The sequence below is a fragment of the Aminobacter niigataensis genome, from assembly GCF_946995915.1.
Classification (GTDB): Bacteria; Pseudomonadota; Alphaproteobacteria; order Rhizobiales; family Rhizobiaceae; genus Aminobacter; species Aminobacter niigataensis.
The window spans coordinates 1320752-1334359 of sequence record NZ_OX341517.1; the positions used below are offsets into that span (position 1 = coordinate 1320752).

General features: G+C 64.8%; 12 protein-coding genes and 1 riboswitch. Of the genes, 6 read left to right on the top strand and 6 right to left on the bottom strand.

Going from position 1 to position 13608, the window contains the following annotated elements; translation table 11 throughout:
• Positions 1-24 precede the first annotated feature (24 nt).
• Positions 25-894, top strand: a complete 870-nt coding sequence (locus O1Y97_RS06270; RefSeq protein ID WP_108606496.1) for an RNA polymerase factor sigma-32 — start codon at positions 25-27, stop codon at positions 892-894.
• 4 nt (positions 895-898) lie between these two features.
• Here O1Y97_RS06270 and O1Y97_RS06275 read toward each other — a convergent pair whose 3' ends face one another.
• From O1Y97_RS06275 to thiB, 4 genes are all read right to left on the bottom strand, one after another.
• Entirely contained in the window at positions 899-2338 is a 1440-nt protein-coding gene (locus O1Y97_RS06275; protein WP_318764158.1) for a M48 family metalloprotease, read from the bottom strand.
• Between the two features lie 222 nt (positions 2339-2560).
• Positions 2561-3286, bottom strand: coding sequence for a thiamine ABC transporter ATP-binding protein (gene thiQ / locus O1Y97_RS06280; protein WP_318763485.1), 726 nt, complete (start codon positions 3284-3286; stop codon positions 2561-2563).
• Entirely contained in the window at positions 3283-4899 is a 1617-nt protein-coding gene (thiP, locus tag O1Y97_RS06285; RefSeq protein WP_318763486.1) for a thiamine/thiamine pyrophosphate ABC transporter permease, read from the bottom strand. Before thiP ends, thiQ begins: the two co-directional genes overlap by 4 nt.
• Positions 4900-5147: 248 nt before the next feature.
• The gene (gene thiB, locus O1Y97_RS06290) at positions 5148-6152 is read right to left on the bottom strand and encodes a thiamine ABC transporter substrate binding subunit (protein ID WP_318763487.1); all 1005 of its coding nucleotides are present in this window, start codon (positions 6150-6152) and stop codon (positions 5148-5150) included.
• A gap of 44 nt (positions 6153-6196) precedes the next feature.
• Positions 6197-6317: riboswitch (TPP riboswitch) on the bottom strand.
• Between the two features lie 104 nt (positions 6318-6421).
• Between thiB and O1Y97_RS06295 the strand changes: the two genes are divergently transcribed.
• From O1Y97_RS06295 to O1Y97_RS06310, 4 genes are all read left to right on the top strand, one after another.
• On the top strand, positions 6422-7066 hold the full coding sequence (locus O1Y97_RS06295; RefSeq protein ID WP_318763488.1) for a thiamine diphosphokinase: 645 nt from the start codon (positions 6422-6424) through the stop codon (positions 7064-7066).
• Positions 7067-7069: 3 nt separating this feature from the next.
• On the top strand, positions 7070-8884 hold the full coding sequence (locus O1Y97_RS06300; RefSeq protein ID WP_318763489.1) for an ABC-F family ATP-binding cassette domain-containing protein: 1815 nt from the start codon (positions 7070-7072) through the stop codon (positions 8882-8884).
• A gap of 62 nt (positions 8885-8946) precedes the next feature.
• On the top strand, positions 8947-9189 hold the full coding sequence (locus O1Y97_RS06305) for a type II toxin-antitoxin system CcdA family antitoxin (RefSeq protein ID WP_318763490.1): 243 nt from the start codon (positions 8947-8949) through the stop codon (positions 9187-9189).
• Positions 9189-9488 (top strand): CcdB family protein, encoded by a 300-nt coding sequence (locus tag O1Y97_RS06310; protein ID WP_318763491.1) that lies wholly within the window; start codon positions 9189-9191, stop codon positions 9486-9488. The genes O1Y97_RS06305 and O1Y97_RS06310 overlap by 1 nt, the downstream gene beginning before the upstream one ends.
• A gap of 49 nt (positions 9489-9537) precedes the next feature.
• Here O1Y97_RS06310 and O1Y97_RS06315 read toward each other — a convergent pair whose 3' ends face one another.
• Together O1Y97_RS06315 and O1Y97_RS06320 are read right to left on the bottom strand one after the other, a co-directional pair.
• The gene (locus O1Y97_RS06315; protein ID WP_318763492.1) at positions 9538-11058 is read right to left on the bottom strand and encodes a hypothetical protein; all 1521 of its coding nucleotides are present in this window, start codon (positions 11056-11058) and stop codon (positions 9538-9540) included.
• 73 nt (positions 11059-11131) lie between these two features.
• Entirely contained in the window at positions 11132-12430 is a 1299-nt protein-coding gene (locus tag O1Y97_RS06320; RefSeq protein WP_318763493.1) for an adenylosuccinate synthase, read from the bottom strand.
• A gap of 196 nt (positions 12431-12626) precedes the next feature.
• Between O1Y97_RS06320 and O1Y97_RS06325 the strand changes: the two genes are divergently transcribed.
• The gene (locus tag O1Y97_RS06325; RefSeq protein WP_318763494.1) at positions 12627-13559 is read left to right on the top strand and encodes a DMT family transporter; all 933 of its coding nucleotides are present in this window, start codon (positions 12627-12629) and stop codon (positions 13557-13559) included.
• Positions 13560-13608 lie beyond the last annotated feature (49 nt).

The window sequence follows — 13608 nt, forward strand, 5'->3', positions numbered from 1 at the left end:
TGCTCACGCAACAAGGGGCGAAGCATGTATATGGACCGGGCAGGCCTTGCTGGCGAACAGATGATGCTGCGGGCCGCGTCGCGCGCGCCCTATCTGGAACGTGGCGAAGAGCTGGAACTGGCGATCCGCTGGAAAGAACAGCACGACCAGGACGCGCTGAACCGCATCACCACCGCCCATATGCGCCTCGTCATCGCCATGGCGGTCAAGTTCCGGCGCTATGGACTGCCGATTGGCGATCTCATCCAGGAAGGCCATGTCGGGCTGCTCGAGGCTGCCGCGCGCTTCGACCCGCAGCGGGAAGTGCGCTTTTCGACCTATGCCAGCTGGTGGATACGGGCTTCCATGCAGGACTACATCCTGCGCAACTGGTCGATCGTCAGGGGCGGCACGAGTTCGGCCCAGAAATCGCTGTTCTTCAACCTGCGCCGCATGCGCGCGCGCCTTGCACAGGGTGGCGGTCCGCTCGGCAACAGTTCGGCCTATCAGGAGATATCCTTGGCACTCGGGGTGTCGGAAGCGGACGTCGCCATGATGGACATGCGCCTGTCGGTGCCTGATACCTCGCTCAACGCGCCGCTAAGCGACGATGGCGATGCCGGCGAGCGCATGGATCTTTTGGTCTCCGACGATCCGTTGCCGGATGAACTCGTCGGCGATGCGATCGACATCGAACGGCGGTCGGGCTGGCTGCACGACGCGCTCGGCGTGCTCAACGCGCGCGAATTGCAGATCATCGAGGAGCGCCGGCTGAGCGAGGAGGGTGCGACGCTGGAAGAGCTGGGCACTACGCTCGGCATCTCCAAGGAGCGGGTTCGACAGATCGAAACCCGTGCCATGGAAAAGCTGAAGTCGGCCCTGGTGCGGCAGAACTCGGCATTCCTGGCCGCGTAGCTGACTACCTGTCGGTGACGACCTTGACCTTGTCGCCGGCCGAAACGGTGGCTCCGGGGGCGAGCGCGTTCAACACCCTGAACAGATCGAGCTTGCGATCGACGCCGACCATGCTGGCGGCGAGCGACCCCATATTCTGGCCCGGCTGCACGGTGACGACGCGGATGCGCAGCGGCTTGAGCGCAGCCTTTTCCGCAGCTGTCATGACCTGGAAGCTGGAACTCACCGAGCGGGCGACCGCGTCGAGATTGGGACTGGCGGTCGGAGCCGCCGTCAGCAGACGGTAGACCTGTGCGCCGGCGCGGATCACCATGATGTCGAATTGCCAGCCTTCGGCGCTGGCGCGGGCAAACGCTGCCTCGTTGCCGTTGATCGTTTCCGAGCGGACGCTTGCCGGATCGAGCCCGGCGACCCAGCCGCTCTTGACGTAGTCGGGCAGCGACAGCTTGCTGTCGATGGTCACGCCGTCGAAGCGGATGGCCATGTTGCCCGGCCCCGTCGCGGTGACGGCAGCGGCGGTGTTGTCGATGATGAAGCCCTGCGGCACCGAGAACGAGATGCCGAGCTTGGGATGCAGGAAGGTAGTTCCACGTACATAACCCTCGTCGGGCGTGTCGCCGAACAGCAGCCCGTCGATGCCGGCGAGGAAGGAATCGCGGTCGCGCTTGCCGATGCCCGGAGCGCCGAACTGGCGGGCATGGCGCTGGGCCAGGTCGATGCGCTGTGGCGCATTGGGATGGCTGGCCAGGAAGTCGAGGCTGGCGTCGGTGGCGCCGCTGACGGCGCGCAGGTCGCTATAGGCGGCCATCGACTGCAGGAAGCGACCCGCGGCGAACGGATCGTAGCCGGACTGGCCGCTCATCTTGATGCCGATGCCGTCGGCCTCGAGCTCCTGGTTGCGCGAGAACTGGGCAAGCCTCAGCTTGCCGCGGATCAGCGCTGCCTTGGCTGTCGGGCTTTCACCCAGCACGTCGGTGACGACCTTGGTCGCCAGCACTTCCTCGGCTTCCTTCTGCTGGCGCTGGATACCGTGGTTGGCGGTGACGTGGCCCATCTCGTGCGAGATGACGGCGGCCAGTTCGGCCGAATCGTTGGCCAGCGCGAGAAGTCCGCGCGTCACGTAGAGATAGCCGCCCGGCAGCGCGAAGGCGTTGACGTTGGGCGAGTTGAGGATGGTGATGCGATAGGTCTGGTTCGGGTTGCCCGAAACCGTGGTCAGGCTGCCGACGACCTTGGCGACCATGCGCTCCAGCTTGGGGTCGGAGTATTCTCCGGCATAAGTGGCCAGGATGCGCGGGTGCTGGGCCTTGGCGATCTCGGCCAGCTTGTCGTTGCGCGAGACATTGTCGACCGTCACCGGATTGTTGGACGGCTGGAAGCCGGATTCGCGAACGTCCGACGAGTTGAGCACCTGGCAACCGGCGACAAGCGCCGACAGCGCCACGGCGACGGCAAGTCGCGCGCAGCGTGTCGTTATCGTCCTGGTCAGTCCGTCGCGGCAGATGGGCAGAGCTCGTCCTTTCAAATTCAACACATGCGGGCGAAGCAGGCCCGCATGGTGTGGACGTAGCCACACTCGCCTTGCCGACACAATAAGGCCGCCGCCGCGAACATGGCGATTTGGCTGTAAATTATGTCCGCTTCCGGGCAACTTGGCGTGATCGTGTCACTGCCGTTCATTGCCGATATAGTGTCTGAAGGCTTCAGGTCCAGAACTTGTAAAGAAATCCGCAGTCTTTCCTGCCGCGGCAACCCTTCCAGCTTCGACGAAAACCATGTTTTCGGCGAGTTTTCGCGCATCTTCGGGTTGGTGTGTCACGAAAAGCACGGTCATCCTGCGTTCTGCTTGGACGCTTGCCAAAAGGTCCAGCATGTCGTCGCGCAAGGCTGGTCCAAGCGAGGCAAAGGGTTCATCCAGCAGGAGAATCGGGCGGTCGCGCACAAGAACGCGTGCCAAGGCCACACGCTGGCGCTCGCCGCCAGAGAGTTCGCGCGGCAGGCGGTGCTCCATGCCAGCCAGCCCGACGCGCGCAAGGGCGCTGGCTACATCCTGCTTGTCCGTCGCGCCCAGGCGCAAGCCAGGCGAGCGCCCCAGCCCGACATTGCTGGCGACATCGAGATGGGCGAAGAGGTTGTTTTCCTGAAACACCATCGACACCGGCCGGTCGGCAGGAGGCGCCGAGGTCACATCCGTTTCGCCGATCAGCACGCGGCCTTCGCGGGGCGTCTCGAAGCCGGCAACGAGATTGAGCAGGGTCGACTTGCCGGCCCCGCTCGGTCCCATGATGGCGGTGATCTCGCCGGGCGCGAAAGTCACGTCGAAACGCACCATGGTGTCGGCATAGCTGAACACCACCTGGTCGAAGCGCACGGCCGCACTGGTCGCGGTCATCTGGAAGTCTCCTTGCCGAGGCGGTCGGCCAACATCATCAAAGCCAGGCACAACAGTCCGAGCATCAGTGCCAGGCCCGCCGCGTCGTCGGTGCGATAGCTGCCCATGCGGGCGAGCAGTAGATAGGGCAGCGTCTGCACGGCGTCGCTGCCGAAGAGGGCGATGACACCAAGGTCGCCAAGTGACAGCGCCATGGCAAAGGCGAAGGCGGTGGCCAGCGGGCGCCTGAGTACCGGCCAGTCGATCAGCCGCAACCGGCTCCAGCCGGAAATGCCAAGCTGGGCACAAAGCCGCTCGTGGCGCTCGCTCCCCGCATCGTAAGCGGGCCGAATGGCGCGAACCGCAAAGGGCATCGCCATGACGGCATTGACGGTGACCACCATGACTGGCGCCAGCGCAAACACGTCGACCGACTGCCGCACCAGCACGAACCAGCCGGCGCCGATGACGATCGGCGGCACCACCAGCACGAAGCCGGCGCCGGTGTCGGTGAACCGTTCGAGGAGTGTTTTTTTGTCACCCTGCCGGCTGCCGGCCAGCGCTCGGCGCGCCATGACCAGCGCCAGCGCGATCATTGCCGCGAGCGTCGCCGATATTGTGGCCAGCACGATGCTGGTCAGCGTTGCGCGCTGGACGGAGGCTTCGCCGGCCAGCCGACCGAGATCAGCCTTGAGCCCGGAGGCGACGGTCGCCAGCATCGGCCCACCGACGAAGACGAGGGCAAGAAGGATGGCTGCGACGTTGAATGCGGTCTCGCCGGCCTTAGCCTGGATGAAGCTACGTCGTGCCACTGGCAGGTTGGCGTCGCCTGTCGTGTTGGCGCCGAGCCGCATCAGCGCCAGGACCACGACGGCAGTCAGTGCGATTTGCAGCACGGTGAGGGCGACCGCCCGGGCAGGGTCGAAATCGAAGCGCAGCGCCTGGTAGATCGCCACTTCCAGCGTCGTTGCAGCGGGGCCGCCGCCAAGCGTCAGGACGATGGTGAAGGAGGTGATGCAGAGCATGAACACCAGTCCGGCGATGCCGGGCAGGGCTGCGCGCATTGCCGGCCATTCAATGAACCGGAAGCTCGCCCGCGCGCCCATGCCCAGTTGGCTCGCCAGTCGCCACTGGTCGGTCGGCACGGTCTGCAGCGCCTCGAGCATCAGCCGCGTCGCCAGCGGCAGGTTGAAGAAGACATGGGCAACCAGAATGCCGGACAGGCCGTAGATGCCGGGCCATGTGCCACCGGTCAGCGCCGTCAGCGGTTCAGCGAAATAGCCGGCGCGGCCATAGAGCGAGAGGATACCGAGGGCTGCGACGATTGCCGGCAAGGCGAGAGGAACGGCAAACAGGCGCAGGATCAGCCCGCGGCCGGGGAACTGCGGGTGCCGCGACAGGGCGCGGGCGACGAAGATCGCCGGCACCACCGATAGCAGCGTCGACAGGAGCGCCTGCCACAGCGTGAAGCGCGCGACGCGGAAGAGATAACCGTCGAAAGCCGCTGCGGCTCCTTGCGGGTTACGCGCGGCCTCGATGCCAAGCCCGGCAAACGCGCCGCCGATCAGAATGCCGATGGCCACCAGCGCAATGATGCCAGCGGCGATGCGGGGATCGGAGGTGCGAATGCTCATGCCGACCTAGAAGCAGTTGGAGCGGGGCAGGTGCCGAACGGCCACGTTCTGCTCTACGTCGCCCCCTTCTGTCCTGCCGGACATCGCCCCCACAAGGGGGGAGATTGGCAGTGGCTTGGCCCCCGCCAAGCTGGGATTGCAAAGTAAGAGCGGACGCAGCGACGCAGATGATCTCCCCCCTTGTGGGGGCGATGTCCGGCAGGACAGAAGGGGGCGACGCAGGGCGTTCACGCTGGAGCCTTTCGTGCCTACTTGCTCATCACGCCAAGCCACTCGTCGACCCAGGCCTTGCGGTTGGCGGCGACTTCGTCGGCGCTGAAGATCAGCGTCTTGGCCGGCTTCACAAGCTTGTCGAAGGCCGGGTTGAGCGGCTTGTCGGTCTTGCCAGCGGGCAGCATCCAGTTGGTCTCGGGGATGACGTCCTGGAAGCCGGGACCGGTCATGAAGGCCATGAACTTCTCGGCCAGCGGGTTCTTGGCGCCCGTCGTGGTGATGCCGGCAACCTCGATCTGCAGATAGTGGCCTTCCTCGAAGGACGCGGCCTGGTAGCGTTCGGATTTGTCCGCGACCATGTGGTAGGCGGGCGAGGTGGTGTAGGACAGCACCATCGGCGCTTCGCCCTTGGTGAACAGGCCATAGGCCTCGCTCCAACCCGGCGTGACCGTCAGCACGCGGCTCTTGAGCTTGGCCCAGGCTTCCGGTGCCTTGTCGCCATAGACCGACTTGACCCACAAGAGCAGGCCGAGGCCGGGCGTCGAGGTGCGGGGGTCCTGGATGGCGATCTTCTGCTCAGGGTCGCCTTCGACCAGTTCCTTGAGGCTCTTCGGCGGGGTCTTCAGCTTTTCGGTGTCATAGACGACGGCGAAATAGCTGTAGTCGTAAGGCACAAAGGTATCGTCCTTCCAGTCGCCCGGCACCTTGACGTTTTCGTCCACCGAACCGTGCGGCGCAAACAGACCGGTCGCCTTGGCCTCGGCGGTCAAATTGGTGTCGAGGCCGAGCACGATGTCGGCCTTGGTGGCCGCACCCTCGAGCTTGACGCGGTTGAGCAGGGCCACGCCGTCGGCCACCGAAACGAAATCGACCTCGCAGGTGCATTCGGCCTCGAACGCCTTCTTGACCTGCGGGCCGGGGCCCCACTCGGCGGTAAAGCTTTCATAGGTGTAGACCGTGAGCTTGCCTTCGGCAGCGGCCGGAAAGGCAATAGCGGCGAGCGCCAGGGCGGAAGTCAGGGACAGAACGGGCGAGCGCATCGGCGCCTCCTTCATTGGTGTTGAAAGGGAATTTGAAGCGCCGGGCGTCCGAAGCATCTAATCCCTCCGCCGGTACAAACCGGATCAGGTTCAGCGGGTTGGCCGGAACTCTCCATGCCTCTCAGCCTGCCCGCTTGCGCGTGACAGGCACCCCGTTAGAGCGGTCCCACAAATAGAGCCGCGCGGAAGGCCGCGCAAGCAGTAGTTTGCCGGCCACGCGCCGCCTCGCGGCCTTCCGTTTCGGCTGCCGGGCTGGTAATGCGCTTGCCATGACCCGGTTCACCCTACTTCTCGGCGGCGAGCTCTTCCGCACGCCGCGCCTCGACCGTCAGGTCGCGGGCAGCCGCGTCATCGCGGCCGATTCCGGCATCCGTCATGCCGCAACGCTCGGCCTGCTGCCGGAACTCTGGCTCGGAGACTTCGACTCGGCGCCCGCCGAGATCGACCCGAGCTTCGCGTCCGTGCCGCGCGAGATATTTCCCGCCGACAAGGACAAGACCGACGGCGAACTGGCGATCGCGGCTGCGCTCGCCCGGGGGGCGACCTCTCTGGTGCTGGTCGGTGCCTTTGGCGGGGCGCGGGCCGATCACGCCTTTCTTCATCTCGCGCTGGCGCTGCGCCTTGCCGAAGAAGGCACGGAGGTTCTGCTGACCAGCGGCCGCCAGGAGGCGCATCCGCTTTTGCCCGGCACTTCCGGCTTCGACTATGAAGACGGTACGCTGTTTTCGGTGCTCGCCTTCTCCGAGCTTTCCGGGCTAACCGAAGAGGGCGCCAAATGGCCGCTCGACAGCGTCCAGGTGCCTTTCGGCTCGTCGCTGACGCTTTCCAACGAAGTGCGCGGCAGTTTGCGCGTCTCGCTAGGCAGTGGCCGCGCGCTGCTCCTTGCCCATCCCTTTCCTGCCTCGGATTTCTGAAACATGGCCCCTCCGCTTCTCAATCTCGATGGCATTCGCCTGACCTTTGGCGGCGTGCCGCTGCTCGACGGCGCGGCGCTGTCGGCCTCGACCGGCGACAAGATCGCGCTTGTCGGCCGCAACGGTTCCGGCAAGTCGACACTGCTCAAGATCGCTGCCGGCATGGTGGAGCCGACGGACGGCGAGGTGTTCCGCCAGCCCTCGGCGACGATCCGCTATCTGCCGCAGGCGCCCGACATGGACGGCTTTGCCAGCGTGCGCGCCTATGTCGAATCTGGCCTCGGGCCGGCCGACGACGCGCATCGCGCCACCTATCTGCTCGACCATCTCGGCCTCACCGGCGAGGAGCGGCCTGGCGACCTGTCTGGCGGCGAGGCACGCCGTGCCGCACTTGCCCGCGTCATGGCGCCCGAGCCCGACATCCTTTTGCTCGACGAGCCGACCAACCATCTCGACCTCTCCGTCATCGAGTGGCTGGAAGAGGAGCTTATCCGGACCTCCTCGGCGCTGATCCTGATTTCGCATGATCGCCGCTTCCTCGAACGCGTCAGCCGCAACACCGTCTGGCTCGACCGCGGCCAGACGCGCCGGCTCGACCGTGGCTTTGCCCACTTCGAGGAATGGCGCGACCAGATCCTCGAGGAAGAGGAGCGCGACCAGCACAAGCTCGGCCGCCAGATCGTGCGCGAAGAGCATTGGCTGCGCTACGGCGTGACGGCGCGGCGCAAGCGCAACATGCGCCGCCTGGGCGAACTGCAGACAATGCGCCAGAAATTCCGTGGCCATCGCGGAGCCGAAGGGGTGGCGACGATGGTCGCCAGCGATGCCGCAGAATCCGGCAAGCTGGTCATCGAGGCCAAGAACATCGAAAAGAGCTTCGGCGACCTGACGGTGGTGAAGGGCTTCTCGACCCGCATCCAGCGTGGTGACCGCATCGGCCTCGTCGGTCCCAACGGTGCCGGCAAGACGACGCTGCTCAAGATGTTGACCGGCGAGATGGAGCCCGATGCGGGCAACGTGCGGCTCGGCGTCAACCTGGAGATCGCCACGCTCGACCAGAAGCGCGAGGCGGTCGACCCGAACGAAACCCTGACCAGTTACCTGACCGACGGTCGCGGCGAGAACCTCGTCATCAACGGCGAGCAGCGCCACGTCGTGTCCTACATGAAGGACTTCCTGTTCAAGCCCGAGCAGGCACGCACGCCGGTGCGTGAACTCTCGGGCGGCGAGCGCGCTCGGCTGATCCTGGCACGCGTTCTGGCGCGCCCGGCCAATTTGCTGGTGCTCGACGAACCGACCAACGATCTCGACATGGAGACGCTGGAACTGCTGCAGGAACTGGTCGCCGGTTTCGCCGGCACCGTCATCCTGGTCAGCCACGACCGTGACTTCCTCGACCGCACGGTAACCAGCATCATTGCACCCGACAACGATGGCAAATGGGTCGAATATGCCGGCGGCTATTCCGACATGCTGGCCCAGCGCGGCGGCACCAAGCTCGATGACCGCAAGTCGCGCAAGGCGAATGCCGAGACGTCGAGCGCGTCGCGCAGCGAACCCGACGCACCCAAGGCTGCGGCCAAGAAGCTGTCCTTCAAGCAGAAATTCGCGCTCGAAAGCCTGCCCAAGAAGATGGAAGCAGTGACCGCTTCGATCTCGCGGCTGGAAAACCAGATTGCCGATCCGGCCTTCTACGAGCGCGATCCCCATGGCTTCCAGAAGACCATCGCCGCCCTCGACAAGGAACGGGTGACGCTGACAGGGCTTGAGGAAGAATGGCTGGAGCTGGAGATGCTGCGCGAGGAACTCGAAGGTTAGTCCGATTCTTGCTCTCCGTCGGTCATGCGCATATTGTATGTGCATGACCGACGGAGAGTCTCATGCTTCAAAAGGCAGCCAAACCTACGCGCAAACCAACGAATGTGTCCCTCGATTCTAAACTGGTCGAGGAGGCCAAGGCGCTTGGTATCAATATGTCCCAAGCCGCCGAAGCTGGACTGGCGAAAGCGATTTCCGAGGAGAAATCGCGCCAGTGGCTGGAGGAAAACAGGGAAGCCATCGAAAGCTCGAACGAGTATGTGGAACGTAACGGATTGCCGTTAGCCAAGTACCGGATGTTCTGATGGCGCGCTTCGATCTGTATCGCAATGCAGACGCCGACGCTTATTTTCTCGATGTTCAGGCCGATCTACTCCGGCACTTAAACACCCGCGTGGTGGTTCCAATCTTGCCGCCGAACATGGCGCCCAAGCCGGCGCACAGATTGAATCCGATATTCGCGATTGGCGGCAAGGACTACGTCATGGTGACGCAATTCATATCGGCCGTGATGGCTTCCGAGTTGCCTGCGGCAGTTGAAAATCTATCGAAACAACACGACAAAATTACCGAAGCCCTCGATATGCTGTTCCAGGGCTTCTGACGCGGGACGGCCCGCGTCAGAATTATGCGCACGCTACGGTGCGCCGGCCTTATCCCGCAGCCTTGGCCTGCCAGGCCTTCATCGCGTCTTCGAACACCTTGTCGCCGGGGATGCCCTTTTCCAGCGTGAACAAGGCGCGGCGACCGGACTTGTAGACGACGGGCACGTCGATCCAGCTCTGGCGACGCAGAAGGTTCAGGTTGGCGTCGACTTCGGCCTTGGTGTCGTTGAGCGCGACGAGGAAGAAGCCGTCGGCAATCTTGGCCGGAATGCCGAGCAAGGAGTTGCCGGCGTCCTGTTCGGAACTCTTCATCGCCACACGCAGGATATTCTCGATGCCGCCGCCTTCGAAACCGTCAGGCGTCAGGAAGATCATTTCGAGGATATGGCTCGCCGGCAGCGTCTTGTCGGCGTTACGGCGGATGGTCATGCGAAGCTGGATGTCCTTGCCCGGGATCGTCGCCTCGGCACGGATCGCCGGTTCGGGCGGCAGGTCGCCGCCGGGCGATTCCTGCACCACCGTCCAGACGACTGCACCGGGCTCGGCCGACCCCTGCGCCACGTTGGTACGTTCTTCGTAGAAGATCGCCTTCTGTCCGACGGCGACGGGTGCGTTTTCGCTCGCCGCAGGCGGCGTCGGAGCCGTGCCCTGGGCGGGCGTCGTCGCCGGTGTCTCTGGCGCGGGCTGGTCCGGTTCGGGCGTGGTCGCCGGTGCTGCTGGCGGCTGCTGGGTCAAGGCGGCGACGGAGGTTCCTTCGCCAACGCCGTTGCTGCCGCTTGCCGGACCCGGGTCGACTTCGTTGCCGTCCGCCGTCATGCGCTGGGTGAACTTGCCCGGTTCGCCACCGGCCGGGGCCTGGGCGTTCTGGCCGCCATTGGCTGGCGGGGGTGTCGCCGCTTCCTTCGCGGGCGCGGTCGCCGCCGGCTTGTCGTCGCTGGAGCCGACGAACGCGTCGCCGTTCGACCACAGTGCATAGCCGCCACCGCCAATCACCACGACTGCAAGGGCAGCGGCAATCAGGCCGCCGCTGACGCGCTTGCGTGGTCTTTGCCGGGTGTTCTGGAATGGATCGACGTCCTCAGGCGCCTCATCGCCGAAACGGTTGTCGCCCTCCGCTTCTGGCGCCCCGTTGCCGAAATCGTGGCTGGCCGAGAAGTCGGGCAGTGGCTCACGTGCCTGCGGTGCATAGGTCGGCGCAGGGACGGCTGCGGGCGACGGCGGCACGGGCGCAACGGGAGTCGCAGGGCGCCGAATCTCCGGCTCGGGCGCGGGCCGGCTGTAGGCCGGCTGGTCCTTGTTGCGGGCGATAGAAGTAAAGACGTTTTCGAGCTCGGCCAGCGGGTCGTCTTCGACCGGCTTTGCGGTGAACGACGCCTCGACGGTGGCGATGGCGTCCTCGAGCGACTTCGTCTGCCGTTCGGCGACGGCGGCAGGCGGCTGCGGGTCGAGGGCGGCAAGCTTGGCAGCGATCGTGCTGCGGGCCTTGTCATATACCCGCGCGCGCATTGCCGGCGTGGTGTCGCCCATGCCATCCAGCGTCTTCTTCAGGACCGCTACGAAGTCTGCCATTCTCTCGTCGACCTATCTTTTCTTCTGGGCCGCGCCGCGTCCGGCAGCTGGCGCCGCCGGAAAGCTGCCAAAACTAGTCTTCAAACGGGTCGGTCACAAGTATCGTGTCCTCCCGCTCCGGGCTGGTGGAAAGCATCGCCACGGGTGCGCCGATCAGCTCTTCGATATAACGCACGTACTTCACCGCCTGGGCCGGCAGGGCGTTCCAGCTGCGGGCGCCGGCGGTGGTACCCTTCCAGCCTTCGAGCGTCTCGTAGATCGGCTCGACGCGTGCCTGCGCGCCCTGGCTCGCGGGCAAGTAGTCGATCAACTCGCCGTCGAGCATATAGCCGGTGCAGACCTTGATCTCGTCGAGGCCGTCGAGCACGTCGAGCTTGGTCAGCGCGATGCCCTTGATGCCGTTGACGGCAACCGCCTGGCGCACGAGCACGGCGTCGAACCAGCCGCAGCGGCGCTTGCGCCCGGTGACAACGCCGAACTCGTGGCCACGGGTGCCGAGGAACTCGCCGATCTCGTTTTGCTGCTCGGTCGGGAACGGGCCTTCGCCGACGCGCGTCGTATAGGCCTTGGTGATGCCGAGGACATAGTTGATCGCGCCCGGGCCGACGCCCGATCCGGCGGCTGCCTGGCCGGCAACCGTGTTCGACGAGGTGACGAACGGATAGGTGCCGTGGTCGATGTCGAGCAGGGTACCCTGCGCGCCCTCGAACAGGATGCGTTCGCCGGCACGGCGCTTGTCGTCGAGCACCTTCCAGACGCGGTCCATGTAGGGCAGGATCTGGTCGGCGATCGAGGTCAGCTCGGCCATGATGGCGTCATGCGTCACTTCCGCATGGCCGAGGCCGCGGCGCAGCGCATTATGGTGCGTGAGCAACCTGTCGACCTTGTGGGGCAGTGTGTCCAAATCCGCCAAGTCCATCACCCTGACAGCACGGCGTCCCACCTTGTCCTCGTAGGCGGGGCCGATGCCGCGACGGGTCGTGCCAATCTTCGTGCCCGAATTGGAGGCGGCATCCTCGCGGAAGCCGTCCAATTCGCGATGCAAGGACAGGATAAGCGCAGTGTTTTCGGCTATTTTCAGGCGGTCGGGGCCGATCTCGACGCCTTGGGCGCGGATCTTGTCCAATTCCGCGACGAAGGCGTGCGGATCGAAGACCACGCCGTTGCCGATGATCGACAGCTTGCCCTCGCGGACGACGCCGGAGGGCAGGAGCGACAGCTTGTAGACAACGCCGTCGACCACCAGCGTGTGACCGGCGTTATGCCCGCCCTGGAACCGCACCACCACATCGGCGCGCTCGGACAGCCAGTCCACGATCTTGCCCTTGCCTTCGTCGCCCCACTGGGAACCGACGACCACCACATTGGCCATGATATTTTCCTTCCGACATCGCGGGCCGGGCCGCGAACAGTGCAAAATGACAGGCCTCTATAACGCCAAGCAATTGCAAGCGCGACCTTTCTTTGCCGCCTCAGGCACAACAAATTCTGCCTTTGGAGGCATTTACTTGCCGGGATCGGCCACTTAGGCCCGGGGCATAGCCTGTCGCCCGCGAAAGTTCGTCCGGATGTTCCGAAATGCCTATGTCCTGCTGTTGCTGACAACCCTGTTCTGGGGCGGCAACTCGGTGGCGGGCAAGCTCGCGGTCGGCCACGTGTCGCCGATGCTGTTCACCACCATGCGCTGGGCCTTCGCTGCCGCCTTGCTCGTCGCCATCGGCTGGCCGCGGCTGCGTGCCGACTGGCCCGTGGTTCGCAAGCATATCTGGGTGCTCGCCAGCCTGGGCGCGCTCGGCTTCACCGTGTTCAACGCAGCGCTCTACACCGCGCTGAATTTCACCACCGCAATCAACACCAGCATCGAGCAGGCGGGCATGCCGATGCTGATCTTCGCCGCCAACTTCCTGCTGTTCCGGATGCGCGTCGCTCCCGGCCAGATCCTCGGCTTCCTGCTTTCGCTGCTTGGTGTCGCGCTGACGGCGAGCCATGGCAACCTCTCGAACCTGGTGGTGCTGGACCTGAATTTCGGCGACGCGCTGATGCTGGTCGCTGTGCTCGTCTACAGCGCCTATACAGTGGCGCTTCGCTTCAAGCCCGACATCCACTGGCAAAGCCTGATGATCATGCTGGCGGCGTCGGCCTTCGTCACCTCGATCCCGTTCACGGCGTGGGAGATCGCCACCGATCGGGTCATTGCGCCCGATCTCTATGGCTGGGCGCTCACCGCCTATGTCGTGGTATTCCCGTCGATCATGGCGCAGATGTTCTACATCCGCGGTGTCGAACTCATCGGCGCCAATCGGGCCGGCTTGTTCATCAATATGGTCCCCATCTTCGGGACGCTGCTCTCGGTTCTGATCCTCGGCGAGGATTTCCAGCTCTACCATGCGCTGGCCATCGCCCTGGTGTTCGGCGGCATCTGGCTGGCCGAGCACAGCGGACGCAAGATGGCGAGCGCCGAGGAGCTGATGGCTCGCAGCACCGTCGATCGCGGTTCCTGAAAGAAAAAGGCGCGGACCAAGCCGCGCCCTCTTCAGCCTTGGGAGGCAA